The organism is Spirosoma sp. KCTC 42546 (assembly GCF_006965485.1).
In the GTDB taxonomy this organism is placed as follows: domain Bacteria; phylum Bacteroidota; class Bacteroidia; order Cytophagales; family Spirosomataceae; genus Spirosoma.
Genome location: NZ_CP041360.1, coordinates 3,684,639 through 3,710,024 on the forward strand (window position 1 = coordinate 3,684,639; position 25,386 = coordinate 3,710,024).

General features: G+C 47.3%; 21 protein-coding genes. 11 read left to right on the forward strand and 10 right to left on the reverse strand.

Annotated elements, in window-relative coordinates:
- The first annotated feature begins 149 nt into the window (after positions 1 to 149).
- Entirely contained in the window at positions 150 to 950 is an 801-nt protein-coding gene (locus EXU85_RS14985; RefSeq protein WP_142772865.1) for a TIGR00730 family Rossman fold protein, read from the forward strand.
- A gap of 103 nt (positions 951 to 1,053) precedes the next feature.
- Here EXU85_RS14985 and EXU85_RS14990 read toward each other — a convergent pair whose 3' ends face one another.
- Both EXU85_RS14990 and dnaB read right to left on the reverse strand, forming a co-directional pair.
- The gene (locus tag EXU85_RS14990) at positions 1,054 to 1,629 is read right to left on the reverse strand and encodes a DUF2911 domain-containing protein (RefSeq protein ID WP_142772866.1); all 576 of its coding nucleotides are present in this window, start codon (positions 1,627 to 1,629) and stop codon (positions 1,054 to 1,056) included.
- Between the two features lie 169 nt (positions 1,630 to 1,798).
- Positions 1,799 to 4,426 (reverse strand): replicative DNA helicase, encoded by a 2,628-nt coding sequence (dnaB, locus tag EXU85_RS14995; protein ID WP_142772867.1) that lies wholly within the window; start codon positions 4,424 to 4,426, stop codon positions 1,799 to 1,801.
- Between the two features lie 360 nt (positions 4,427 to 4,786).
- Between dnaB and EXU85_RS15000 the strand changes: the two genes are divergently transcribed.
- The 5 genes from EXU85_RS15000 to EXU85_RS15020 all read left to right on the forward strand — a co-directional run bounded on the left by EXU85_RS15000 (position 4,787) and on the right by EXU85_RS15020 (position 10,576).
- Entirely contained in the window at positions 4,787 to 5,752 is a 966-nt protein-coding gene (locus tag EXU85_RS15000) for a PhoH family protein (protein ID WP_142772868.1), read from the forward strand.
- Positions 5,733 to 7,091, forward strand: a complete 1,359-nt coding sequence (locus EXU85_RS15005) for a M43 family zinc metalloprotease (RefSeq protein ID WP_142772869.1) — start codon at positions 5,733 to 5,735, stop codon at positions 7,089 to 7,091. The genes EXU85_RS15000 and EXU85_RS15005 overlap by 20 nt, the downstream gene beginning before the upstream one ends.
- A 207-nt stretch (positions 7,092 to 7,298) precedes the next feature.
- Complete coding sequence (locus tag EXU85_RS15010; protein WP_142772870.1) at positions 7,299 to 7,751, forward strand: GNAT family N-acetyltransferase; 453 nt, start codon at positions 7,299 to 7,301, stop codon at positions 7,749 to 7,751.
- Entirely contained in the window at positions 7,748 to 9,931 is a 2,184-nt protein-coding gene (locus EXU85_RS15015) for a ComEC/Rec2 family competence protein (RefSeq protein ID WP_142772871.1), read from the forward strand. Before EXU85_RS15010 ends, EXU85_RS15015 begins: the two co-directional genes overlap by 4 nt.
- A 36-nt stretch (positions 9,932 to 9,967) precedes the next feature.
- On the forward strand, positions 9,968 to 10,576 hold the full coding sequence (locus EXU85_RS15020) for a Uma2 family endonuclease (protein WP_142772872.1): 609 nt from the start codon (positions 9,968 to 9,970) through the stop codon (positions 10,574 to 10,576).
- Between the two features lie 90 nt (positions 10,577 to 10,666).
- On the opposite strand, the gene EXU85_RS15025 is transcribed toward EXU85_RS15020, so the two are convergent.
- The 3 genes from EXU85_RS15025 to EXU85_RS15035 form a co-directional block, all read right to left on the reverse strand.
- Complete coding sequence (locus EXU85_RS15025; RefSeq protein ID WP_142772873.1) at positions 10,667 to 12,112, reverse strand: tetratricopeptide repeat protein; 1,446 nt, start codon at positions 12,110 to 12,112, stop codon at positions 10,667 to 10,669.
- Positions 12,113 to 12,223: 111 nt separating this feature from the next.
- Positions 12,224 to 12,784: a hypothetical protein gene (locus EXU85_RS15030; protein WP_142772874.1), complete on the reverse strand. Its 561-nt coding sequence runs from the start codon at positions 12,782 to 12,784 to the stop codon at positions 12,224 to 12,226.
- A 77-nt stretch (positions 12,785 to 12,861) separates the two neighbouring features.
- The gene (locus EXU85_RS15035) at positions 12,862 to 13,416 is read right to left on the reverse strand and encodes an ABC transporter permease (protein ID WP_142772875.1); all 555 of its coding nucleotides are present in this window, start codon (positions 13,414 to 13,416) and stop codon (positions 12,862 to 12,864) included.
- 116 nt (positions 13,417 to 13,532) lie between these two features.
- Between EXU85_RS15035 and EXU85_RS15040 the strand changes: the two genes are divergently transcribed.
- Together EXU85_RS15040 and EXU85_RS15045 are read left to right on the forward strand one after the other, a co-directional pair.
- Positions 13,533 to 14,207, forward strand: a complete 675-nt coding sequence (locus EXU85_RS15040; RefSeq protein WP_142772876.1) for a TetR/AcrR family transcriptional regulator — start codon at positions 13,533 to 13,535, stop codon at positions 14,205 to 14,207.
- Positions 14,208 to 14,288: 81 nt separating this feature from the next.
- The gene (locus EXU85_RS15045) at positions 14,289 to 15,614 is read left to right on the forward strand and encodes an AarF/ABC1/UbiB kinase family protein (protein WP_142772877.1); all 1,326 of its coding nucleotides are present in this window, start codon (positions 14,289 to 14,291) and stop codon (positions 15,612 to 15,614) included.
- Positions 15,615 to 15,696: 82 nt separating this feature from the next.
- Here the strand turns inward: EXU85_RS15045 and EXU85_RS15050 are convergent, their stop codons facing one another.
- On the reverse strand, positions 15,697 to 16,719 hold the full coding sequence (locus tag EXU85_RS15050) for a Gfo/Idh/MocA family protein (RefSeq protein ID WP_142772878.1): 1,023 nt from the start codon (positions 16,717 to 16,719) through the stop codon (positions 15,697 to 15,699).
- A gap of 73 nt (positions 16,720 to 16,792) precedes the next feature.
- Between EXU85_RS15050 and EXU85_RS15055 the strand changes: the two genes are divergently transcribed.
- Positions 16,793 to 17,911, forward strand: coding sequence for a glycerate kinase (locus EXU85_RS15055; RefSeq protein ID WP_142772879.1), 1,119 nt, complete (start codon positions 16,793 to 16,795; stop codon positions 17,909 to 17,911).
- 88 nt (positions 17,912 to 17,999) lie between these two features.
- Here EXU85_RS15055 and EXU85_RS15060 read toward each other — a convergent pair whose 3' ends face one another.
- Together EXU85_RS15060 and EXU85_RS15065 are read right to left on the reverse strand one after the other, a co-directional pair.
- Entirely contained in the window at positions 18,000 to 19,208 is a 1,209-nt protein-coding gene (locus EXU85_RS15060; RefSeq protein WP_142772880.1) for an FAD-dependent monooxygenase, read from the reverse strand.
- Positions 19,209 to 19,280: 72 nt separating this feature from the next.
- Positions 19,281 to 20,267 carry a lipid A deacylase LpxR family protein gene (locus EXU85_RS15065; RefSeq protein ID WP_142772881.1) on the reverse strand — a complete coding sequence of 329 codons (987 nt, stop codon included), beginning with the start codon at positions 20,265 to 20,267 and terminating at the stop codon, positions 19,281 to 19,283.
- A 128-nt stretch (positions 20,268 to 20,395) separates the two neighbouring features.
- Between EXU85_RS15065 and EXU85_RS15070 the strand changes: the two genes are divergently transcribed.
- Positions 20,396 to 20,578 carry a hypothetical protein gene (locus tag EXU85_RS15070; protein ID WP_142772882.1) on the forward strand — a complete coding sequence of 61 codons (183 nt, stop codon included), beginning with the start codon at positions 20,396 to 20,398 and terminating at the stop codon, positions 20,576 to 20,578.
- Here EXU85_RS15070 and EXU85_RS15075 read toward each other — a convergent pair whose 3' ends face one another.
- Both EXU85_RS15075 and EXU85_RS15080 read right to left on the reverse strand, forming a co-directional pair.
- On the reverse strand, positions 20,579 to 22,018 hold the full coding sequence (locus tag EXU85_RS15075; protein ID WP_142772883.1) for a C1 family peptidase: 1,440 nt from the start codon (positions 22,016 to 22,018) through the stop codon (positions 20,579 to 20,581).
- Positions 22,019 to 22,038: 20 nt separating this feature from the next.
- Positions 22,039 to 23,142, reverse strand: coding sequence for a caspase family protein (locus EXU85_RS15080; protein WP_142772884.1), 1,104 nt, complete (start codon positions 23,140 to 23,142; stop codon positions 22,039 to 22,041).
- Between the two features lie 181 nt (positions 23,143 to 23,323).
- Here EXU85_RS15080 and EXU85_RS15085 point away from each other — a divergent pair, with 181 nt between their 5' ends.
- A complete protein-coding gene (locus tag EXU85_RS15085; RefSeq protein ID WP_142772885.1) occupies positions 23,324 to 25,318 on the forward strand; it encodes a tetratricopeptide repeat protein in 1,995 nt (664 codons plus the stop codon).
- Positions 25,319 to 25,386 lie beyond the last annotated feature (68 nt).

The following is a 25,386-nucleotide window of genomic DNA, read 5'->3' on the forward strand; positions in this document are numbered from 1 at the left end:
ATTTTGTTGACAAAGCTGTTAATAGATTCCTTCTCAGTAATAAATCTCGTTGGCATGGCTGACAACGAAATTTTTAATTAGTTTAGGAGACTGGTATATCTTAAAATAAGTGAGTACGATTCGCGCCCACTGCCTTTTTTAGTACATAAATGGACGAAACGAAAGAGAATGTTCATCGCTCTGAAACGCAGAGCACCGAACGAATTGCCAATGATTTACCCAAGCGCGACGAGTTACTGCTAACACCCGACGAACAACGCATTAAAGAAGCCTTTCAGGATCACGACTGGAATGAGATAAAAACTGCAGACTCCTGGGTCATCTTTAAGGTGATGGCTGAGTTTGTCGAAGGCTTTGATAAATTAGCTAAGATTGGACCCTGCGTGTCCATTTTCGGTTCAGCCCGTACCAAGCCTGACAACCCATACTACAAAATGACCGAAGAAATAGCGGCCAAACTGGTTCGGCATGGGTATGGTGTTATTACGGGCGGTGGTCCCGGCATAATGGAAGCTGGGAACAAAGGTGCCTTTGAACAGGGTGGAAAATCGGTTGGACTAAATATAAAACTGCCCTTTGAACAGCATAGCAATATTTATATCGACCCCGATAAGAGTATCAACTTCGACTTCTTTTTTGTTCGGAAGGTGATGTTTGTCAAATATGCACAGGGCTTTGTTGTTATGCCTGGCGGCATGGGCACACTGGATGAGTTGTTCGAAGCGATGACCCTGATTCAGACCCGAAAAATTGCTCGTTTTCCAATCGTATTGGTAGGGAAGTCATACTGGCAGGGGCTAATCGACTGGATTACTAATGTCATGCTGGAAGAGCAACATAATATTAATGCAGAAGATATGAAGTTGATCAGTATTGTTGATACGCCCACGGAGGCTGTCAAAGTCATTGACGAGTTCTACAATAAATACCTACTGAAGCCCAACTTCTGATAAATGTTATTGAACACAGAGCCACGGAGAACACAGAGATACAATTGATAATTCTCTGTGTTCTCCGTGGCTCTGTGTTCAATAAAGCAATGTGTTTAATACCCTAGAATGCAACTGGTACTTCAACCAGCGTATTGTCCCAGGCAATGATCATAATTGATTCCTTGACGTTATCGCCCGCCTTTTTGAACTGGATCGTTAGGTTTTCAACCAGCTCGTCTGATTTTTTAACCGGGGTTGTCACGCGCAACACGTCCAGGTTCTCTTTATAACTATAGGCACCCCATTGATCTAAGTCACTGTTGAAGATAAGCGTCCATTCGGTTTCAGTAGGAATCGCGTAAAGCGAATAGACCCCTGCTTTGATCTTTTTACCCTGAACGGTGGCGTCCGTAAAAAACTTCACCTCCGTAGCTTCATTAGCGCCTACCCGCCACACTTTCCCATATGGGGTTAGTTTGCCAAATACCTCTCGTCCATTCTTAGCCGGTCGGCTATACGTTACGCGGGCAAACACCTTATCGCCGACTTTAGCTGGGGCAAACTTGCGATCATGGGCAAAATCGTCCGGATAATAGGCCATGTCCATCGGACTTTTGTCGAGGCCTCTCAATTTTTGGGCTTCGGTAGTGGTACTGAAACAGATAAGCAGGTAGGCGAGTACACCAATTAATTTCATGTTTGTGAGATGGTAAGTGAGAAGAGAAAATGATGAATAGCTTGAAATGAGCAAACTAAAAATAGTTTAACCACAGAGGCACAGAGAGCACAGCGTTTTACCTGTAACAATATAAGTACATTAAAACTCTGTGCTCTCTGTGCCTCTGTGGTTAAAAAAACTCAGATTCTTAAAACGGAGTTTCCTGACTTGGATCGGCATTGCCGAAGTTTGTCATCGTGTTAGCTTTGCTTTTGAAAACACTTCCAGCCGACGGTGGAGCCTCAAAACTGCTTAGCCCATTCACATCAGGAGCAAAACCCTGCGCCTGAACCGGCTCGAAGTAGGAATCAAGGTCGCAGAACTTGGTGAACTTGCCGATGAATTTAAGCTGGACCGTATCAAGGGAGCCACTCCGGTTTTTAGCGATAATTACTTCCCCAATACCCACCGTCGAGTTGCCATTTTCGTCCTGCGTAATATTGTAGTATTCAGGACGATACAGGAAGCAAACCATGTCGGCATCTTGCTCAATAGATCCCGATTCACGAAGGTCGGAAAGTTGTGGTTTCTTATCACCTCCCCGGGTTTCAACGGCCCGGCTCAACTGCGAAAGGGCAATAACCGGTACGTTCAGTTCTTTCGCCAGATTCTTGAGTGCCCGCGAAATGGAGGCAATTTCCTGCTCACGGTTACCACCCATTCGGCCCGATGAATCGCCGGACATGAGCTGAAGATAGTCAATCACGACCATCTGAATATCGTGCTGCGCTTTAAGGCGTCGGCATTTTGCCCGTAGTTCCAGAATGGATAGGGCAGGGGTATCGTCAATAAAAATGGGAGCCTCAGTCAGTCGTTGAATCTTGTGGTGCAACTGCGTCCATTCATGCGGAGCCAGCGTACCCTTCCTGATTTTCTCCGAATCAATTTCCGCTTCGGCCGAGATCAGACGATTCACCAACTGCACCGACGACATTTCCAGCGAGAAAATCGCTACGGGCTTTCCGTGGTCAACAGCCGCGTTTCGGAGGGCCGAAACGACGAAAGCCGTGTTATGCGTCACGGTCATGTCCTCAAGTAGAAACAAGCGATTACCGTCGATTGAGAAACCGTAGTAGTCATCAACCTTATCGTACTCAACCTGAATGCCGGTTACGCGCCAGTCGGCCCTTGCTTTAAGTGGACGAGCTTTTTTGCGCTCAATACGTACCGGAATTGAATCCAGGTTACCAAAGATGCGGAGTCGATAGACTGTTGACGCATAGCCAATCTTGGCAATCGTAGCTTGTTTTTCCTTTAATGAGCAGCGAAAACCAAGGGTATCGCAAAGATATTTTAACTGCTCAGCCAGTTCCTTATTCTTCTGGGTAATCTCGTAGCAATTGAATTCTTCCTGATAATGACCATCGCTATCAACAAGTCCGGCCAGCAGTTTTAATCTGTTTTCTGTCGAATTGATGAGGTATCTATGCGGAATATGCTTGTTTTCAATGATGGAGAGGCCACGTAATTGTTCTTGTATATTGAATCTGGCCGGACGCTGTCCATATTGGGCACCTCCACGCTGGCCAGACGTAATCGCATAATTAGCTGTCCGGTTGGGTTGCTGATATGTGACCATTTTCAGGCCAAGATCATCGGCGTAGGTTTGCAGGTAATCAACAACTTCGCTATCTACATTTGTAATACGAGAGCTATAGGCATGCCCATCTCCGAGCCATAACCCTACAAAGTAGGGATCGAGTGGAACGGTTTGCTCAGGAAACTCAACCGCAACTTTATAGCCTTTATAGTTGGTTTTAAACTTATCGGATTTCGTCAGGTAATCACGAACCGTGATGTTAAGCACATCTCCTTTTGTATGTCCGCCTTCGTTTCGGCTCCGTTTCAGTGATAAGATATGACTTTCATTTACCCGATAATCGATGCCTTTATTCTGTTTTACCCAGTACATTCGTTCCTGACCACGGGCAATAGAGAGCACTCGCCGGGGCGTTGAGTCGTCGCCCATCAGCAGGTCGCCTTCACGAACATCTTCAACTTTACGAAGCGAGCCATCGAACATGACAACTTTGGTGCCTTTGCCCAGGCACTTGCCCATCGCTGGCCTGGCTGCCAAAATGATCAGTTCCGTAGGTTGCCAGCCCGATGTAACACGGTCGAGATTAGTGAAACCCGATGGTACACCCGTTAAGCCTTCCTGATTTTTTTTGGTTTCGAGTTCATTAAGCGCCATCCGAACAATGGTACTCATGTCCGCATAGTTCTTCTTGATGTTCGATTCCGAAATCTTGAAGAGCGATTGTTCGGTACGGTCCAGGAGTTCGAATACGTCAGTAGTATCCTCGTAGGCATCGCGCAAAATCGTCGATGACATGGCAATCAGCGCCCGTTTAAGGGCCTGCTCCGATACGATACGGGCATGGTACTCGATGTTGGCCGCCGAGTTAACCCGGAACGTAAGTTCGGCCACAAAACCACCTCCACCAATGAGTTCAATCTCACCAGTTTTACGAAGCTGATTCGTAACCGTTAATAAGTCGATTGGATCCGAGTTGCCGAACAGGGTCAGAATAGCCTGATAAATGCGCTGGTGGGCCTCTTTATAAAACGTCTCAGGCTTCAGAATATCGACAACCGATGATAGGGCGTCTTTTTCGATCATTAACGCACCCAGGACTGCTTCTTCCAGATCTAATGCCTGCGGTGGAAGCTTACCGAGACCCGTGTCGAGCCAATGATTTCCGGCTTGTTGCCGACCTCCGGCGAAAGCCGATGGTTTACGAAGGTGTTGATTTGGACGGGCGTTGTTCTCCATGACTTACTGCAAGTTTACGCAATCATCCTCGCAAAAGGCAACTTCGGTTAAGCCAACGTATAGACCTCGACTGTACCAAAACGTTCGTAACATTCTGGTAATGTTGATGCTATAACGCCAAAAAAATTTTCGTTTTTTTAAGCAACGGTTGTGGGCGGGATTTGCGTACATGATACAGAAACTAAGCAGCGAACTGTATGTCAGCAAGATAAGTATTTATAACCAGTAAATATGGGTTTTGTACAAAAAAGTAGTACCCGGTAGGAAAATACGAGCAGCGAATAATTTTTTGATAAAACGTGTTGTAGAAGCAAAGAAATCGCTTACTTTTCGGAAATCACACGTAAACCTATTCATCGTTTGGTCGAAAAAGTCATTACCCTCGACAATGTATCGCTCATCGACTTTCTGGGCGTAGAAAACCACAATATTAAAGAAGTGGCAGCTGCGTTTCCCATGAGCAAAATTATTTCACGCGGCAACGAAATCCGAATCAAAGGGACAACACCCGAGATTAGCCGCATCAGCGACATTCTGGAATCGCTGATGGAACACTATCAGAAGTATGGTAAAATAACCCAGGAAAATATCCAGAACTACATCAGCCATAGTGGGCAGCCCGTTAATGGTGGTAGCACAGCTCCACCCGTTATACCCAATGATGATGAAGTACTGGTTTATGGTAATCGGGGCGTTGTGGTTCGGGCCAGAACCGATAATCAGAAACGGCTTGTTGAGGCTGCCGAAACACATGATCTGGTGTTTGCCATTGGGCCAGCGGGTACGGGTAAAACCTACACAGCGGTTGCCATTGCGGTACGGGCGTTAAAAAACAAAGAAGTCAAGAAAATTATAATTACGCGTCCGGCGGTTGAAGCAGGGGAGAATCTGGGCTTTTTGCCGGGTGATCTGAAAGAAAAAATTGATCCGTACCTAAGGCCTATTTATGACGCGCTCGACGATATGATTCCGGCTGAAAAGCTTAAGTTTTATACCGAAAATCGGATCATTGAGATAGCACCACTGGCGTATATGCGGGGACGGACCCTGAACAATGCCTTTATTCTGCTCGACGAAGCGCAAAATACGACGCCGATGCAGATGAAAATGTTTCTGACCCGGATGGGGCCAACCTCAAAGGCAATCATTACGGGCGACCGGTCGCAGATTGATTTACCCAACCGGCAAAAGTCCGGTTTGATTGAGTCGGTGGAGATTTTGAAAAACATCAAAGGAATTTCGTTCGTTGAGCTGGATGGACGTGATGTGGTACGGCACCGGCTCGTTCGTGAAATTATAACAGCGTATGATAAAGCAGGGCAATAACAGCCTGATGAGTAACAGGCGAACCGGCTGGCATTGGCTGGCCGGTTCGCTTTTCTGTTTACTGACATCTGGGGTGGGGGCGCAGTCCCTTCAGGAACCGATCGTTAACCGATGCGCAACGGTCGAACATGAACGAATCTTACAGCAACGGGACCCCAACCGATCTCGGCAACTGACGGAGCTGAACGATCGGGTTGAGCAGGCACTGGCGAAGCAAAAATCACTTCGTCAACAAGCAGACAACACGATTTACCGTATTCCGATTGTTGTGCACGTGGTTCATAACACAGCCTCATTAGCCATTGGGGGAGCTAACAATGGAAATATTTCTGAGGCACAAATAGCCTCTCAGATTGCCGTATTAAACGAGGACTACCGACGTAAGGCAGGCACTAAGGGCTACAACACCAGCCCCATTGGGGCCGATGCAGGCATAGAGTTTTTCCTGGCTACCAAAGACCCGTACGGGCAGCCAACTACGGGTATTACACGACATTACTACCCTCAAAAAGCATCGTTCAATATTTTTAACGACGATTCGCTATTGTCGCAAATTGCCTACTGGCCCAGCGATCGGTATCTGAACATCTGGGTGACAACCCTTCAGGATGATTATTTGGGATACACGCAGTTTCCAACAATGGCTGACACGCTGAAGGGGTTACCTACAACGGCGAATGACCTCACCGATGGCTCGATTATCGATCACCGGACGTTTGGTCGGCAAACAGGTACGGTTAGTCGGTCATTGTACTTACTGGGCCGAACGGTTACGCACGAAATCGGTCACTGGCTGGGATTGATCCATCCGTGGGGAGATGGGAGTGGATGTAATGAGGATTATGTAGCCGATACACCCCCCATGGCTGACGGATCAACCGCTCAGCAGACCTGTAAGCAAACCTATTCCAATTGTGATGGGAAGGGACAGGTTCGTGATTTGATGGAAGACTACATGAATTACTGGCCAGATGCCTGCATGAATCTGTTTACGGCAGGTCAGGTCGCCCGGATGCGGTCGGTACTGGCACTGAGTCCACGACGGGCCCGATTGATCAAATCGGTTGAGTCGCCCTTACCCGAAACAGAAAACCTGACCCTGACGGTTTATCCAAACCCCGCCACTACTGATCCTACGGTTGATGTTCAGCTCAAGGGGTTTCAGTCATTCAGTGTAGATTTATACGATACAGCAGGTCGTCAGCTACGAACAACGGCTTATACCGATTCCCCCAGTACACGGGTATCACTTTCAGTAAGTGGATTACCAACAGGTGTGTATATTGTGCGGGTAAAAACCGACAGCGAAATCGCCAGTAAGCGTTTGCTGGTGCCGTAGTGTTTAACATGTGAGGTTTGATGTCTGAAGTTTAGGCATTAGTAAACACTATTTTTACTAGTTCCTGGCCAAACTAACTTCTTTGGTTTCTACTAGATACTCTTGTTCATCTTGTACTATATAGAGCCAAGGGGATCTGTAAGAATTAAACTGAGCGAGTACTCGCGCTAACGTCAAACTTCAGACATCAAACTACAAACTTCTTTTATGATTAACGTTTTACCTATTTCAACACCTGCCGATCTTGACACTGCTTTTGCTATTCGCCGAAAGGTGTTTGTGGAAGAACAGCATGTTTCGGCAGCGGAAGAATATGATGAGTTTGAGGAGAGTAGCACTCATTTTCTAGCCTTTTCAGAAGGTATCCCTTGCGGAACAGCCCGTTGGCGTCGAACATCGAACGGTGTTAAATTAGAGCGGTTCGCTGTGTTGTCCGCTTTTCGGGGGAAAGGTGTCGGTAAGGCATTAGTTCAAGCTGTCCTGGATAACGTATTCAGCCAGCAGCCTGAACCGATCGAGCGCATTTACTTACATGCGCAGGTAACAGCGATGCCGCTATATACTGGCTTTGGGTTCGTTGCGGTTGGCCCCATGTTCGAAGAAGCGGGTATCCAGCATTATAAAATGGTACTTCCGGGCTCTGCGTATGCTAAGGAATGAAGGGTCAGCCATTTGTTCGCTATGTAGCCGCTCTGATTGCGGGTATTAGCCTCTATGTGTTCCTGCCCAATTGGCCAATGCTACCCATTTGGGGACTGGTTATAGGCCTGGGACTGTTCATTTCTGGCTTTTTTCGTACAGTCGGAAACATAGGCAGGCCAATCCAATCATGGGCGGGTATAGGTGGATTACTTATTCTGGCAGGTTTAGGCTGGGCTATTACCTATCAACGAACCGCCAGCAACCGGCCCGATAACATCAGCCACTTAGCTGATACGTTACAAGCCTACGAAGGCATCGTTTCAGCTCAGCCAGAGGAGCGGGCAAAAACTTACCGTGTTGAACTGGAAATTCGCCAGGCCACGTTTGGCCGGGCCATAGTTCATCAAGTGGTACTGGATCAACAACCGATTGCAAGGTCCAGCCAATCAACAACTACATCCTGGAAGCCTGTAAGTGGTCGGGTAATTGTGTACCTCGACAAGGCGGACCAGCCTATGCCGCGCTATGGCGAGGTTTGGCTGGTATCAGGCTCACCCCGGCCCATTGATCCGCCACTGAATCCCGGTGAGTTTAATTACAAACGGTACCTCAGCTACCGGAATATTTATCACCAGCAATACCTGCGCCCCTTCCAACGGCAGATTCTGGGGTTGGACCCTCCCAACCGAATTACTCAACTGGCCACCCGTGTGAACCGCTGGGCCGATAGTGTGTTTACCCATCAGGTAGGTGCCCGAGCCGAATATGGAATTGTGAACGCGATGATTCTGGGTAGTCGGGATGACCTTGACACTGAGCTCTACCGGGCGTATTCGGCAGCGGGAGCCGTACATATTTTATCCGTATCGGGTTTGCACGTGGGTATTCTGTTTCAGGTGCTAACCGTATTGCTTGGCTTTCTGGCTAAACGACGGTATGGTAAACTTCTGATGGCTGGCCTTCAACTAGCCATTTTGTGGTTTTATGCTCTTGTCACGGGTTTTTCGCCCCCTGTGCTTCGGTCAGCGGCCATGTTTACGATGGTGATTCTGGCCAATGCGTCGGGTCGGCAACAGCAGATCCCGAATACGTTAGGGGCATCCGCATTTTTCATCCTGTGCTTTGATCCTTACGCCTTATTTTCGGCGGGATTTCAGTTGTCTTACCTGGCTGTGGCGGGCATTAGTGCCTGGCAGTCTTCGCTCTATCAGTCAATAACCTTTCGTTATAAGTGGGCAAATAAACTTTGGGAGTTAACGGCGGTTGCCCTTGTTGCACAGTTAATTACGTTTCCGTTAGGTGTCTTCTATTTTCACCAGTTTCCAACGTATTTTCTAGTGGCGAATCCGATTGTCATCGTGATGTCGGAGATTCTGTTGCCATTGGCTATGGCTACCTTAGCTTGTAGTTGGGTTCCTTATCTGAATGATACAGTAGGGTGGTTGTTGCAGAAAACGGCCTGGTTGCTCAACTACGCCGTTACCAAGACGGGCCAATTGCCCGGTGCGGCCTGGGATGGGCTCTGGCTATCACCTATAGCCATGCTCCTGATTTATACGGTTATTCTATGTGGTGCGGCTCTATTGTTAACCCGAAATCGTGTTTATGTTTGGGCAACGGCTGCGGCTGCGGTTTTACTGGCGATGATAACCGGTTGGGAGGAGTATAGTCAGCAAAATCAGCAACAAGTAGCTGTTCATTTTTTACCCCATCGAACTGCTGTGAGCCTGACCTATGGCCATCGAAGCACCCTGCTAACCGATCTGGATACAAACGATACACGTTCGTTTGATTTTTATCTCAAAAATACCTTTGGGCAGTGGGGTGTGAAGGAGTTGACGATTGCCCATGTGAAACGATCCGACAATGCAGTGGACTCACTGACTGACATACCTTACTACTACCGAACACCTGCGTATGCGTTGTGGGTTTGGCATGGTAAGACACTCTTATTGGTTAATAAACTGTCTGGTCAAAATCGGTGGCGATTACCGGCTGTGGTGGACTATCTGATCATCCGTCGAAATGCCTTACAACACTGGGATCAACTCAACGGACGCGTAGTAGCGCGACACATTATTTTCGATGATTCGAATAAAACCCCTCTGACAGACAAGCTCTTAGGCGAGGCCAGGCAACGTGGAATTGCCTGTTATTCCGTACGGCAAATGGGAGCGTATGTGGCCGATTTGGAATGATTTTGGTTATCTTTACAATGTTAAGATACTACGGCAATGACAATCAGTATTGCAAATTTACCGGAAGAACAACGGCCTACAACCGTCGAGTTTGCCAATTATCAGATGGACGATGACGCGTTCTACGATTTTTGTCGTCAAAACGAACATCTGAAATTTGAGCGCGAACCCAACGGAATTATTACTGCTATGCCAAATACAGGCGGAAAAACTGGGAATCGAAATACAAAAATTATATCTAGGTTAGATTTTTGGTCTGAATCGTTTGGTGGACTCGTATTTGACTCATCGACAGCATTTAAATTCCCGAATGGAGCAGTACGCTCGCCCGATGCTGCCTGGATAAGTGATGCCCGTTGGGATTCGCTAACGGCTAGTCAACAAGAGAAGTTTCCGCCAATTGCTCCTGAGTTTGTAGTTGAGTTAATGTCGGCAACGGATTCAATTGCGAATGCAAAAGAAAAAATGCAGGAATACATTACCAATAATGTGTTATTAGGCTGGCTTATTGATCCTAAAAATGAGGAAGTAATGATTTATCGGGCAGATGGTACCATTAGTCGGCATACCAACTTTGAGCAGCCTATTACAGGTGAAGATGTACTGCCAGGGTTTGAATTTAATTTACGATTACTGCTACGTTAGCAACCATACGCTGGATTTAACTGAGACGGGCTGCTTTTAATTAGTTAAGCAGCCCGTCTTTATATTTTCAATTCGGTCAGTAAGTTAATACTATCGTGTGTACAATGCCCCTTTTGCAATGGTAGACTCGTATTCGTAATTGATCGTTTCTAAAAACTTGCCGGTTACCCAGCCAATATCCGCATTTCGGACAAATACGAAACGTTTTGGGCTTGAAGTTGATGAATACGCTTTCATGATAGAGTCCAGCCATAAGGCACCAGCAATAAGTTGTTTCTCTGTTAGCAAGTTTTGTAAGGTGGTTACGTCCTTCTCCACTTTGCTACGGGTGGCCGGGTCAATTACGGCATTCAGATTAGGTTTCGTTAGCTCTTTGTAGTCTGTCAGGGCCAGGCGTTTAAACCGTTCTACATCGTCTAGTGTAATAGGGACAGCCGTAACATTGGCTCGTTCAGGATGAAGGTAAGTAACCAGTGCCCAAACAATATCCCCACCAACGCCTACTGTATTCCGCTGTTGTAGCCCTTTGTTGTTGGTGGTAAAGCGGTTGCTAAAAATAGAGTCTGCCATTGATTTAATGACCCGTGGCGCTTCCTTTTTGTAAGCATCCATAGTCAGTGAGCGTTTGGCTTCGATCTGGGCAACCAACGAGTTCGTACCAACTGGGAGGTTAATTCCATGAAACGTTTTGGACGCAGGGGTAGAGCCTTGTTCGAAATAGCCGCCAACGGTACTGTTCTTGCCGAGGTCCAGAGCCGAGGTTGTAGGCCATACTTTACGTGGAATTGCTCCCGTGGTAAATAACTCCGCTTCCCGGTTGGCGGTCAATGAGGTGTCGATTTTTAGATTGCTGTTGGGAAGTGCCCGCGACAATTGATCGTACACTTTTCGGCGGCTGTCGGGGTTGCGGGCCAATTCCTCCCGGACGTCGTTACTCAGAACGATAAAGACGCGCTCATTCGGAATGTTGTACCGCTTAATGGAGTCCAGACAGGATCGTAACGCATCCTGCTCCGCCCGAAACCCACCCGATGCATCAGCGAACAACGTTTGAGAAGGGTTGGCAATATCCGCAATCGACTTTATGTCTTTCTCATAAAAATCAGTTTCGTATTTCGTTTTGAGGATCGCCAGTTTAATGCTTGACAAACCAATCTGGATACCAGCATACAGATTTTTATTCGACAGACTTCGGGCAATTTCATTGACACCCCAGGCACTGGCCACATACTTGAGTTTGAGATACTGAGCACCAGCCCGTTCGAGGTAGCGTAGGGCTGTAGTTGTATCCTTCAGATCCTGGTACGAAAGGCCTAATAGCTCATTGGTGACGGCTTCCCAATACAAACTACTCGTTTTTGTTGCGGGTAAAGCCCGTTGGAGCAGGTTGATGGAGGCATCCGGCTTATCGACTTCCCGAAGGGTAATGGCTAGTTTAATATACCGAATGGCCTGGTGCAGACTTGTGGCTTTCTGCGCGAATCCAGTATGGCTTGAGCAACTGAGTAGGAAAAGTAAAATTAATAAGCGTTTCATAAGCAGGGCGAGTAAAATTAGGGTTACCGCCACACTTACGTAGTAAATCAGCAATTAGACTTATTGACTTGAGGAAAATTAGCCTGGATCAGCAAAAATGATTGTATGGAACTAGGGTTGGCTGGGTGCCTTGCTCAGCGAGTCTTTCTTAGGGGCGGGTGGCCGGAATCCACCAATTTCCTTCTGCATATCCGGTTTTTGGGACTGATACATAGTCCATTGTTCGGGCGTAAGGATAGGCTTTAGTTTTTCTTCTTTTTCTTCATTGAACATCAGCATCACTTCCCGGATCTGTTTGATCGTTTCGGGAGAAGGCCGACCACCGCCACTGGCACCAACAATATCTTTGATAGCATCCTGTTGCTGGCTGGCGTATTCATTGTTGAGGTGTTTGACTTCTTTCAACTGATCTTTGGTCAGAGACAGGTGATCTTTCAGCCATTTAGTTTCCTTCATGGCCATATCGCCAGCAATATTCGGTACCGAGGAGCGTGGGCTACTGGGCATCTGCTGCTGATTCATACCACTCATACCGCCCATCCGGCCCCCCATGCCACCACCGTATCCACCCCCTCCATAGCCCCCATACTGGCCAAAACACTGGCTATTTATCAATAGACCTGTGCTCAGGCATACAATGCAGAATAGAGTAAAGCGGGTTGACAAGTTCATGAGTACGGCTTCTAGTGACAAATACGATAACTGAAAGGCGAAGTTCGGAAAAAAAATTAAAGAATTTCGAAAGCAGGCTATCGGATAGGGGACTTATCGAGAGACTTGATACGAACCTGTAGGTGAGGCTCTTCTCCATCAGGTACAATCACAACGATGTTATTGGTTAGCGTTTCGCCATTTTCAAAGGTGTGACTTGGCTGGATAGGTAACGTGGTCGAAAGGGTTTTGCCCTCTCCTCCATCCATATTTTTAGCCGAGGCTGTGTAGGAGGTTGACGTTGGTCGGGCACGGAGGGTAATTGTTTTCGAAGTCAGTTTCGCTCCGGTTGCATTTAAACAGTCGAACCGGGCCAGCAGGTCCTGATCCCGCACACCAAAAGACGTTTGCCGGGGATTGAAGAGCTTAGTCACTCCACTTTTATTAGTGGCATAGACCGTAAGTTCGTACCGTTTGAACGTACCTAAGTGACTCAGTTCTTTTTTGCATTCGTTACGAATTGTATAGCCGTATTCAATGCCATTGATTTCGGCTGGTTTGTTGATGGCTATTTCATAAGCTTGTTGAGCAATTGCCGGAGAAACCAGACCAACGCCCAATAAAAGAAGCAGGAAAACAGAGCAGTTCTTCATGCGAAAATCAATAGGACAAATTGTATCCGAAATTTACAAGAAAAACAGATGTAAACAGTAGGATATTGTGGAAAGGTTGACAAACTTTTCTGATGTACAGACCGTTGCTCTTGTATATGGAAACGCTCGAAAAAATCCGTAAAGCCTACACAGAGTACGTACTTGAAAACGGGAAACAACCCACCTCTGTCTTCCAGTTTGTCAAGAAATTGAAAATTGCCGAAGCCGACTTCTATACCGAGTATGCATCCTTTGATGCCATTGAAGCCGACATCTGGCTTACTTTGTTTAAAGAAGCCAAAACAACTGTTGAAGCCGACGAAACCTATCAGGGCTACTCTGTTCGGGAGAAACTGCTGGCCTTCTATTACACCTGGATCGAGTTACTAAAAGCCCAGCGCAGTTTTGTCGTATATAGCTATGGACGTATGGGCATGGAGCAAGGGACAGGGAGCATGGGGAGGAAAGTACAAGGCTTTGGGCGTACGAACCAATCGCAGGTGCTTAGCTTGTTCAAAGAGGAGTTTTTTGATTATGCCCGCGATTTGCTGGCCGAAGGCCGGGAAAGTAAAGAAGTAGAACCCCGCCCATTTATCACCGACCGTTATCCGAACGCACTATGGGGCCAGACCCTCTACCTGCTGGACTTCTGGGTACGCGATGTGAGCAAAAACTTTGAAAAAACTGATTCGGCTATCGAAAAATCAGTCAATACCGCCTTCGACCTCATTGGCCGTTCGCCCCTGGATACCCTGTTCGATTTCGCCAAGTTTATGTACCAAAATAAATAATTAATGTGTAATGCATAATGTAAAATGGACAATGGCAAAGAGCCCAGTGCATTATACATTATGCATTGATCATTTTACATTATGAAAAGCCAAACCTCCGTTCCGACCACCAAAGTTGCCCGTGCCAGCCAGTTTGTGAAAGCCGGAGTAAAAGTGGGCGGGAATTATATTAAGCATTACAGCAAAAAGCTACTCGACCCGAGTTTGTCGAAGGATGAACTGCACAAAGACAATGCGGCCGATATTTACGACGCACTCAGTGAGCTGAAAGGCTCAGCTCTGAAAATGGCCCAGATGCTGAGCATGGACCGGGGCCTGCTTCCCGTGGCTTATTCCGATAAGTTTACCATGGCGCAGTACTCAGCTCCTCCGTTGTCGGGGCCGCTTGTGGTGAAAACGTTCAAGACCTATTTTGGCAAGACACCCGCACAATTATTCGATAAGTTCGATATTCAGGCGGTGAATGCGGCTAGTATCGGACAAGTACACCAGGCCTTTAAAGACGGCAAAAAGCTGGCGGTTAAGGTCCAATATCCGGGTGTTGCCGATGCCGTCAGTTCAGATTTGAAGATTGCCAAACCACTGGCTGTTCGACTATTGAATTTGAATGAGCGCGATATTGACCGCTACATGGGTGAAGTAGAGTCGAAACTGCTGGAGGAAACGGATTATGATCTGGAACTTCGCCGGTCAATTGATATTTCTGAGGCCTGTGCGCATATTCCTGATCTGGTATTCCCGAAATACTACCCCGAATTATCCTCCAAGCGGATACTGACCATGGACTGGCTCGATGGGCTTCATCTGAAAGAGTTTCTGAAAACCAACCCTTCTCAGGCTGTTCGGAACCGTATTGGGCAGGCACTGTGGGACTTTTATGATTTTCAGATTCATTCGCTCCGACAGGTTCATGCCGATCCGCATCCGGGTAATTTCCTGATGCGGGCAGATGGGACAATGGGCGTTATCGACTTCGGTTGTGTAAAGGTGATTCCGGATTTTTACTACGATAACTACTTCCGGCTTGTCAATCCTGATACACTCGAAGACCCCGATCTCACCGAAGAGATTTTTGAAAATCTGGAGTTCCTGACGGATGCTGATTCGCCGAAAGAGCGGGTATTTTTCTCTGATTTATTTAAAGAAATGACCCTCATGCTGGCTGAACCCTTTGCCGTCGATTCCTTTGATTTTGGCGACGATTCGTACTTTACGAAAGTCTATGCCTTTGCCGAAGGGCTGACCAATGTGCAGGAATTGAAAAATTCAAAAGTAGCCAGAGGATCCCAGGACGGCCTGTACGTGAACCGAACCTACTACGGTCTGTATGCCATGCTAAATGAATTAAAAGCCTGCGTAACGACCACCAAACCCGAGTGGCTCCGCTCGAAGAAAGAGCTGGTGTAGAAATTGGTCATTGATTGTCACTGATTGTCAGGCATAGTCAAGTATAGTTAAACAACTCTTGACTATGCCTGACAATTTATGACTATGCAGATGCCGATTGGTAAATCCGTTCGATGATTTCCTGTAAAATGGCGCCTTGTTCCGCCGTACAAACGTTTGACGGTTTGCCGTTGCATGCATCCAGAAAAGCGGCTGTGTTTTTCAGTTGAATATCAACTTCCTCCAGATACGGAAATTGAACATCGGCCAGCTCGCCAGCCATTTCAGTATGAAGGCTGAACGGAAATAGCTTTACCCCGCCTTTACTGCCAAACAGTTCCAGATTGCGATCCTTATCCACCTGCGTATTGAGCGCAAACGAAGCCGACAGAATGATCGACGCTTTGTTGGGAAACGAAATGTAGGCTGTTGCTGCATCTTCAACCTCAAACGTAGCGGGATTCCAGGCACCCAGTAATCCTTTGCCACCAGCTTTTCCAATAAAATCGTATGTATTCCCCAAAACCTGATCGGGAGTAGGGTAACCGAGAGCACACAAGGCCAAGTCGAGTACATGAACGCCCAGGTCCATTAATGCGCCACCACCCTGCATGGCCTTATTGGTGAAATAACCCCAGCCCGGAATTCCCCGCCGACGAAGAAAATGTGCTTTGATGTGATAGATTTCACCCAGTAGTCCATCATCTTTGCAGCGCGTCAACAACGCCCATTCACTCGTTTGCCGAAGCTGGAAATTATACGCCAGAACAAGGCCTTTCTGAGCGGCCAGTTCGGCCATTTCGCGGGCGTTTTGAGCATGTATAGCAGGTGGTTTCTCGCAGAGAACGTGACAGTTATGGGTCAGAGCCTCCATCGTTTGTGGATAGTGAAGGTTGTTGGGTGTGCAAATGACCACCACATCCGGTGCGCACTGGCTGTATAGTTCGCCAGTATCCGAAAAGGCGTTGGCAATGCCATGTTTGTTGGCCAGGGCACGGGCTTTTGTTAAGTCGCGGCTGCAAACGGCTACAACCTCAACCTGATCGGATAACTGGTTAAGCGCGGGAATATGATTCGTATCGGCAATATTGCCACCACCAATGATAGCTGCTTTAAGTAAGGACATAATTCTAGAGAAGGCAGTAAATCGAATTGGCTGCCAACTTACTCACTAACCAAAGGATACACAATTATTGACAATGAAGATTTTACTGGCGCCGGATAAGTTCAAGGGTTCACTGACTGCTTCGGAAGTATGTGCGGCTATGGCCGAAGGGATTTTACTGGCCAATCCAACGGCCGAAGTGTTATCTGTTCCAATGGCGGATGGGGGAGAAGGTACGGCCGATGTACTAACACAGGTTACCCAGGGGGTGTGGCATACCTTAACCGTTCAGGGCCCGTTGGGCCATCCGGTCGAAGCGGGTTATGGTATTTCGGGTGATGGTAAAACTGCGTTTATAGAGATGGCCCAGGCATCGGGCCTGCGATTGCTTCAACTTGCAGAGCTCGACCCATTTCAAGCCAATACATTTGGAACTGGTGAATTGATCGCGCACGCCATCCAGCAAGGGGTTGAACGAATTGTGCTGGGAATTGGCGGTAGTGCTACCAACGATGCCGGAACGGGCATGGCAGCAGCGCTGGGCTGGCAATTTCTTGATCAATCAGGCCAGCCATTACGCCCCTGTGGGGGGAATCTGGGCGAAATCCAGACAATCATTCCACCTGAATCTGCCTGGAAAGGAACGGTTGAAGTCGCCTGTGATGTTACGAATCCGCTGGTCGGCCCACAAGGAGCAACGTATATATACGGCCCTCAGAAAGGAGCCAAACCGGCTGATTTGCCCAGGCTGGATGCCGGAATGAAACACTGGGCAAAGGTTGTTTATAACCAGTTTGCCATTGATTTAGCCGATATGCCCGGTGCGGGTGCTGCGGGTGGATTAGGTGCCGGTGCTGTTTTATTCCTGAAGGGTCGCCTGACCGAAGGGGTTAATCTGCTGATGAAAGATACCCAGTTGGCCGAAAAAATGGCGGGCGTAGACCTCGTGTTCACGGGCGAAGGGCGAATCGACAATCAGACCTTACAGGGTAAACTTATTGCAGGAATTACCCGATTGGCGGGAGAACGAGGTATTCCCGTAGTAGCGTTGTGTGGCTCTTTACAACTCAAGCCAGATGAGCTGGTTGAGCTGGGTTTGACAAGTGCCTTTTCCATCATGCCCGGCCCAGCCAGTTTAGAAGAAGCCATCGCAAATGCCGCCGATTATATGAAACGAGCATCGTTTCAGGTCATGCGAGTATTGACCTTATAAAGTTGTGTATACGGGAAGAGAGGATGGCCCAACCAGCTCCAAATTGTAGTGGTTAGTAAGTTTTTATAACTACCGAGTCAATTTATTGTCAGATGCTCGTGTTTTTCCAGTAATCAGGGAGTATGATTTTATCTTCGGTTGGATCTTTAGTTTTACTACTAAACAAATCGGAAATTCGTTTGACCAACCGGCTGGAAATGAGCCTAATTCCTGCGTAAAATAAAGAGATGCCGAATTTGGTTTTTGGATGTGCTGCCCAGGGTACGCCCGGAGGCAACTTCTGCACCTGATTGACATAGGGACGCAGGAGGCTTTCATAGGCAGCAAACGCTTGCCTGTAATCGGCGTTTCTTGCTAATTCACCGGCAAGCACATAAGCTCCTACAATGGCAAGACTGGTTCCCATTCCACTAAGGGGAGAAGGGCAAAAGGCGGCATCTCCCACCATGGCACATCGACCCTCCGACCATCGAGGGGCCATCACCTGACTGATGCCATCAAAATAAATATCCTGGTTGGCATCGAGTTCGGCTAGAATTCGGGGTGCCTCCCAGCCTGCATCGGCAAACTTCTTTTTTAGAATTTCCTTCTGCTCAGAAACTGGCAATCGTTCGTATCCTTTCGGGTCTGACAAAAATGAAAAGGAAACCCGGGTTGTGCCTTCGTTGTCTGGCCGAATGAAGATTACCCGTGAACCTGGTGCGTTGTACCAACGTGCCCAGTTCGTATCGGTTGCTGAGCGTGGAATGGTAAAATACGAAATGTAAAGACCTAACGGCCGAATAGTGGGTTCATCCCCAAAGAGTAACGTACGCGTTTTTGAACGGATGCCGTCTGCACAAATGACAAGGTCAAACTGCTGTTCAATACCGTTCTGAAATGCTACAGTAACGCCAGTTTTTCCTTCCGTCAACTGAACGATCTGTGTGCCAAATATATACTCGACCTTATCTTTCGTCAGGTCGAAAAGCAGTTTAGCCAGATCTCCCCGAAGAATCTCCAGTTCACGAGTTCCTACAGTTGATTCACCTTTCGGGAGTTCGGCTTTACTAATGTTGTGTTCATCTACGAAACATACGCCTAACTCACCTGTGTTTGCCGCACGAATGTCGTCTTCGATACCCATCAATTGGACAATTTTTTGGGCGGCCCCGGTTATGTCAATATTCTGGCCACCCAGTCTGAGTGAGTCTGCCCGTTCCACTATGGTGGTTTGAAAGCCAAAACGAGTAAGCCAGAAGGCCAGGGTGGGGCCGGCAATACTTGCCCCGGAAATAAGCACTGTTGTTGGCTTCATGTCGTGTTAGGTACCAGACAATGAGTTACTAACTTTCGCCCTTGGGCAGTCCGTTGAACTCAATAGGGTTGTCTATTGGGCAAATGTACCGAATGATACACCGATTTTAATACCACCCCAACGGTGGGGCTTGCCCGTTTCAAACTCTCGGGTCAGCAAGGACTGATAATATTCCAGATACAGTTTTTTGTACCGGAGCACAGCTCCATAGTTCGCCTGAAAGGTAGTGCGCGCCAGTTGGTCGGCGGGAATCACGTACGGGCTGGTGCGGTTAAACAGGCCGCCTTGCAGAGTGGCATCGTAGCCGACTAAACTGACCAGCGGCTGTGCGTACACATACAATTGCAGCGGTAACCGCCTTTGGGTCGAGGTAGTACCAAACGGCGAATCGAACCGACCTGCCATCACCACAAACCCCGTTTGCAACCGATCCGCGAAGGTGCCCACCTGTGCCTGCGCATTAGCGCTGACCGACAGCGCATTCCGATAGGCATAGAGTTGTTTCTCGTAATTGAGGTTGTAATTCAGAATCACGTCGTTGCGAATCTGATGCTGCCAGCCGTGGGGTTCAACACCATTTATGAGTCGATGAATAGCCGCCTGCATTTCGCCCCCAAAAGCAACAGATCCAATCATTCCGGTGCTCAACACCGACGATACTCTAACCCGGCGCAACGTATCAGTTGCTATACTGAACGTTTTGAGCAGAATACAGCCCGCAAAAGGACGGTCGCCAACCAAGATGGCGTCGCTTTGGATTGTAGTGGGTGTAAAGCCGAAATGTTCGAGCGCCAGCCCATACTGAATATGGCTAGCTCTGGCTTTAATGAGCAGCTTCGTAAGGGGATTTTTACGGAGCGCCGGATTGACGACTTCAAAATTGTAGCCCTGTGTATAGTAATAGTCAGTGGTCGTGAAATAATCGTTGTCGTAATGTAGCCGGAAGTAGTTATCGGAGCCCATTTGCCGAAACGACGCCGTATTGTCGATGCGTTGTGCTAAACCTACCAGGGGAATCAACCACCCCAACACGACCAAAATAATTTTAATTGTTTGCATGGTAAGCTATCTACGCCTACACGGGGGCAGCGGATTGATTAGCTTAACTAATTAATGGATAGGTATACTGAGAGAAAAAATTCGTTTATTGTCCTGGGAAGACACAGTTACATCAACTCGATCAAACTATGAAAAAATTAACGCTCTCTCTGGCTTGCTTTTTTTTACTAACCGTAGTTGCATTTGCTCAGGCACACCGAGATACCGGAAGTGGAAATTCATCTGGAATTGACTTCCTGTCTGTAGGTATAGGTATAGTTATTGGAGTCATCATTGGCTATTTGATTGGCTCCCGCGCCAGAAAGGTATAATCAGTTTATATGGTTCATGCCTACCAATAGCGGTACAATACGGCCCCGATTTTGATTCGTCAGGAAAAATCCCATTTTCTTCTCTTTGTAATTAACTTGTTGATAAGGAGTTAAGGCGCTCCCAAAAGCCGCCAGAACACGGCTGGAGAAGGATCCTTTTTGTTCGTTTATTTTTTTGACATAGTCATCTATGTTGATCGCTGTTTCCGAGAACAGAAACAGCCAATATTCCAGACCTGTACTCCCTTCAAGCCTTAGCAGCTTGTCTTTTGGTAAATCCATCCGGGTATCGCGACCGATAAGCGGACTAAAGCCATCTTCAGGAAAGAGCCTGGTAGTTACACTATCGGTTGCATTGGCCGTAATCAGATAGAGGTACGTTTGCTTCGATACGGCAACACTGAATATAAACGGCGTACCTGTTCGCTGAGGTCTTATAACCGAGTAAGCTGCCAGTTCTGTACCCGCTTTTGTTCGCTCAACAGCTTCTTCGGTACCGGTCACGAACGTAGCCAGCGAAATGGTTAAATCGGCCGAGAGAATGATGTTTGATTTGTCGCCAGCGGGTTGTAGGTAAGCCTGATAGCCATATTTGGCATATTGATTAAAGTCAGCATAGGTAATCCAGAAATAGCCTTTATCTCCCCAGGTACTTCCCCAGCTATTGACCAGTTTAAACGCCCCCTTACCAAACATGGTATCGTCGTAACCAACTATGCACATGGCATGGCCAATGCTTAGTGACGTTGATAATTCGGGTTGCCAGCGCGTAAAATTAGCTCGTGCGTTCCCCGAATGTACCCAGGGTAAAAAGGTCTTTGTTCGTGACCCAAGCGTATTACGGAGAGACAGGTTATTCATCGAAGGAGTCGTTTGCATGCCGACGACAACCGGTGAAAGCTCCGACAGTGCTTTTTTGGTAGCTAATGTCTTCGCTTGTTGTTCATCCGACAACCCGAACAGCTTCACGTAATCCAGTATTCTGGAGTCTGGGTTAACCTTCATGGCAGTTGGTTGCTGGCAGTTCGGAAAAGGAGCCTCCGACAGTAAGGGTAGGCCGTTTTGTTTAATATACTCCAGGGCGTCACCAATATCGAGTCCTCCTGTGCAATCGGTATCACCTGCGTCTTTGACGTTGTTGTAGAGATAAGAGGGAGAAAACCGGAGTGCATCAATCGCCTTTTTGTCGGTTAGTCCCCTCTTTTGAGCTTCTAACAGGGTACGCATGTAGTAGCCTACTGATACGGCTACGCAAGTTCCATTCTCTCCCTGATTAATAACCGAGGGAACATACGCAGACAAATCGACCCGGGGCGGTAGTTTGTTAATTGCCTGGCCAGAGCGCTTCTGAAGTAAATTCTGGTACTTGGTATCGTCGTTATGCAGCCCCTGTCCATACAGCCAGGATGGTAAGAGCAAGAACAGAAAAATTGATTTCATCGGTGCAGGTTTAGACGTGACTATCTTATATACTCTTCACGAATTGTCAAGCTTTTAATCGGCTTCGGCACCGATGGATCGACCTCTTTAGTCGTTATGGAAATCGTTTTCAATATGCCTATAAGTTCAATCGATTTACCATTCTCAACGTAACTCAGGGGCTTATTTAGCTGATCCAGATATTCGTTCAGGGTGCATTTTTTATGGAGTCTTTCCTCTTCCTTCCATATAAAACTATCATCAGGCAGAAAGAATCGACCGACTTCTACCATAGCATCAACCTGACTCAGCCCCAGGAGTTGCTCACGAATCGGGATTCGTTGGATTGAATCCCGATTCGTTGCCATAGCATTCAGCAGGCTATTGAGCGTTTCGTTGGACATTGGATCGATCGACGCCCGCTGTACAATGGGTAGAATAGTGGTACGGCACGATTTTATTTCCAGTACGGGGGCCTGATTAAATGGTTTTCCAGCTAAACCAACATGCACATAGCTTTCTGTACGGGTGATCAACCGCTGAAACGAAACCGTTGCCATTTCTGCTGGCTTATTGGTTAATAACAGTTCCTGGAAGGCGCTATTTAATGATTTTGTGAAAACTGACCCATCGTCGTCCATCCAGGATGGAACCAGAGGTAACGAACTGCCCATTTTCACCAGGCCACAGTTATTCAGAAATAATTGTTGAATAATCTGCTTTCTGGGGTCCCGTTTGTCTAAACCAATAGTACTCTGAATATTATCTTTTATCACGAATTGAGCACTGCAATCAGCAATCAGCAGGCGTAGATGTACATTCTTTGCTAACAGCCACTTTTGTACTTCGCTAACTGATAAACCTTCTACAGCCGCGTCCTTTAGTTTCCAATTGGCGAAATTACCCGTGTTTTGGGGCGACATAATTCCAAACCCCGAATAATACAGGATAATAATGTCTTTGGCACCCGTCTTGAGCGACGAAATGGTTTTATTGAGTGCGGCACGGGTGAAATCTTTCTTCGACAGGTAGGTTAGTTTCATTGGATATCCCAATCCCCATTCTACTGTTTTGGTGATCTGGTTCATGAGTTCTTCGTTGCGAAGGTTTATCAGACCAAGATTACGATCTTCCTGCTCGAGCATGTAAATTACGTGCAGTCTGGGCGGAGAGGAAGGCTTAGTAGACTTCTGAGCAGAAACTGAGCGACCATAAAAAAATAAAAGTACAAGCAGGAGACTACTTTTCATGGATCTGGTTGATTTTCAGTAAAAATAGCCGAAACTTGCTTCGCTTAACTTTATAAAGCAGCATTCCTTCGCGGGTATGAAGTCCATCAAATTCCTTGTCTTTATCTGGTTGTGGTGTCAGGGAGCCTTTGCCCAGCAAAGTCTATCCGACAGTCTTACAAAGCGACTTTCTGAGCCTCTTGCCGACACTACCCGTGTACTGATACTCGATCAACTAGGTCGTTCATTAATGTATTCGAAACCGTTTGAGGCTATTCAGCTAGCTCAGGACGGGCTTATTATATCCCGAAAAATTGGGTTTAAGCGAGGAGAGGCTCGTATCCTGAATCGAATCGGAGCTATTTTACGAATTACTGGCAACTATGCGAAAGCGCTTGAAGCCCATCTGGAGTCCGTCCAGGTTGCCGAAGCAATCAACGATATTGACGCTCTGGCCCGAACGTATAATAACATCGGTATTTTATATTCTGAACGAAAGGATTCGCGCAAAGCCATTGACTACTTTAAAAAGACGCGTGCACTTGCCGAGCAACTGGGCAATACAGATTTGACGCGCACAGCGCTGTCGAACATTGGTGCTGACTATGCCTTCCTGAATCGGTTGGATTCGGCTCTTGTTTACACGCGGGCCGCCTACGAACTGACGCTTCGACTCAACACAAGTGATGCTCAGATTGAGCTGATTAATCTGGGCAATATTTACAAGAGGATGGGGAAAAACGCACTGGCGCTGACCTACTACAAAAAAAGTATCCCTACGTCTGTTGCCGTCAGAAATGACCGCACGCTCAGTTTGACCTATCTCGAAATGGCGGAGGTCTTTCGAAAACTCAATCAGCCAGATTCTGCAATTGGCTACGCAAAACAGTCATTACAACTAGCGCAGGCAGCCAATACACCGGTCAATATTCTCAATGCGGGCAAACTACTGTCAGAACTGTATGAGACCGCCAATCCGCAACAGGCGTTAGTTTACTTCAAACTGGCCTCCGTGGCTAAAGACAGTTTAGAGAGCGCAGAAAAGGTCAGGAATTTTCAGAACATTGAGTTTACTGAAAAACTCAGGCAACAGGATTTATTACAGGCACAGGAGGCTTATCGAAGCAGGATCATAACTTATGTGTTGCTGGGCATTATATCGGTATTTATAGTCATTGCTTTGTTGCTATACCGGACTAATCGCCATAAACAAAAAGCCAATGTGCTGCTTCAGTACCAGCGCGACGAAATCAATCTGCAACGGGATAAAGCAGAACAAGCGCTTACAGAATTAAAAGCCACCCAAGCCCAGCTTGTCCAGAAAGAGAAATTAGCCAGTCTGGGTGAATTGACGGCTGGCATTGCCCACGAGATACAGAACCCCCTGAACTTCGTCAACAATTTTTCGGAGGTCAGCACCGAATTAGTGAATGAACTCAGGGAAGAAATTCTGGCCGGACGAACCGATGATGCACTGGATATCAGCGACGATTTAACCCAAAATCTCCAGAAGATTACGCATCATGGCAAACGGGCTGGAGCCATTGTTAAAAGCATGTTGGAGCATAGCCGGGCTTCCACAGGTGAGCGAACTTCTACGAATATCAACGACCTCGCCGAGGAATATCTAAGGCTGGCCTATCAGGGGCAGCGGGCCAAAAACAAGGGTTTTACCTGTGAGCTGGTAACAAATTTAGATCCTACCTTAGGTAAGGTTGATATTGTGGCCCAGGATATGGGCCGAGTACTCCTGAATCTGTATAACAATGCCTTTTATTCCGTTCAGGATCAGGCTAAGCAAAGGGGAGAAGCGAGCGCCTATTATCCAAGAGTCACCGTTAGTACTCGCTTTCGAAATGGGCAGGTTGAAATTCGAACGGCAGACAACGGTATGGGCATTCCCGAAAGCATACTACAGAAAATATTTCACCCATTTTTTACGACAAAGCCTACAGGCGAGGGCACTGGGTTAGGGTTGAGTTTGAGCTACGACATTGTCACCAAGGGACATGGTGGCGAGATGAGTGTAGCGAGTCGTGAAGGCGAAGGTGCTGAGTTTCTTATTAGGTTGCCGATCAATCATCCCCTTTAAACTCAAGGCAGCTATGAACGTGAACTAGGCTACTGGAACTAAAAAGGTGGCCCGTTGCCAGACCACCT

Bases quoted from the DNA above. Each gene is read 5' to 3' on its own strand.
- EXU85_RS14985 (WP_142772865.1), top strand. From the start codon at position 150: ATGGACGAAACGAAAGAGAATGTTCATCGCTCTGAAACGCAGAGCACC.
- EXU85_RS14990 (WP_142772866.1), bottom strand. From the start codon at position 1,629: ATGAAATTAATTGGTGTACTCGCCTACCTGCTTATCTGTTTCAGTACC.
- dnaB (WP_142772867.1), bottom strand. From the start codon at position 4,426: ATGGAGAACAACGCCCGTCCAAATCAACACCTTCGTAAACCATCGGCT.
- EXU85_RS15005 (WP_142772869.1), top strand. From the start codon at position 5,733: ATGATAAAGCAGGGCAATAACAGCCTGATGAGTAACAGGCGAACCGGC.
- EXU85_RS15010 (WP_142772870.1), top strand. From the start codon at position 7,299: ATGATTAACGTTTTACCTATTTCAACACCTGCCGATCTTGACACTGCT.
- EXU85_RS15015 (WP_142772871.1), top strand. From the start codon at position 7,748: ATGAAGGGTCAGCCATTTGTTCGCTATGTAGCCGCTCTGATTGCGGGT.
- EXU85_RS15020 (WP_142772872.1), top strand. From the start codon at position 9,968: ATGACAATCAGTATTGCAAATTTACCGGAAGAACAACGGCCTACAACC.
- EXU85_RS15025 (WP_142772873.1), bottom strand. From the start codon at position 12,112: ATGAAACGCTTATTAATTTTACTTTTCCTACTCAGTTGCTCAAGCCAT.
- EXU85_RS15030 (WP_142772874.1), bottom strand. From the start codon at position 12,784: ATGAACTTGTCAACCCGCTTTACTCTATTCTGCATTGTATGCCTGAGC.
- EXU85_RS15035 (WP_142772875.1), bottom strand. From the start codon at position 13,416: ATGAAGAACTGCTCTGTTTTCCTGCTTCTTTTATTGGGCGTTGGTCTG.
- EXU85_RS15040 (WP_142772876.1), top strand. From the start codon at position 13,533: ATGGAAACGCTCGAAAAAATCCGTAAAGCCTACACAGAGTACGTACTT.
- EXU85_RS15045 (WP_142772877.1), top strand. From the start codon at position 14,289: ATGAAAAGCCAAACCTCCGTTCCGACCACCAAAGTTGCCCGTGCCAGC.
- EXU85_RS15050 (WP_142772878.1), bottom strand. From the start codon at position 16,719: ATGTCCTTACTTAAAGCAGCTATCATTGGTGGTGGCAATATTGCCGAT.
- EXU85_RS15055 (WP_142772879.1), top strand. From the start codon at position 16,793: ATGAAGATTTTACTGGCGCCGGATAAGTTCAAGGGTTCACTGACTGCT.
- EXU85_RS15060 (WP_142772880.1), bottom strand. From the start codon at position 19,208: ATGAAGCCAACAACAGTGCTTATTTCCGGGGCAAGTATTGCCGGCCCC.
- EXU85_RS15065 (WP_142772881.1), bottom strand. From the start codon at position 20,267: ATGCAAACAATTAAAATTATTTTGGTCGTGTTGGGGTGGTTGATTCCC.
- EXU85_RS15070 (WP_142772882.1), top strand. From the start codon at position 20,396: ATGAAAAAATTAACGCTCTCTCTGGCTTGCTTTTTTTTACTAACCGTA.
- EXU85_RS15075 (WP_142772883.1), bottom strand. From the start codon at position 22,018: ATGAAATCAATTTTTCTGTTCTTGCTCTTACCATCCTGGCTGTATGGA.
- EXU85_RS15080 (WP_142772884.1), bottom strand. From the start codon at position 23,142: ATGCTCGAGCAGGAAGATCGTAATCTTGGTCTGATAAACCTTCGCAAC.
- EXU85_RS15085 (WP_142772885.1), top strand. From the start codon at position 23,324: ATGAAGTCCATCAAATTCCTTGTCTTTATCTGGTTGTGGTGTCAGGGA.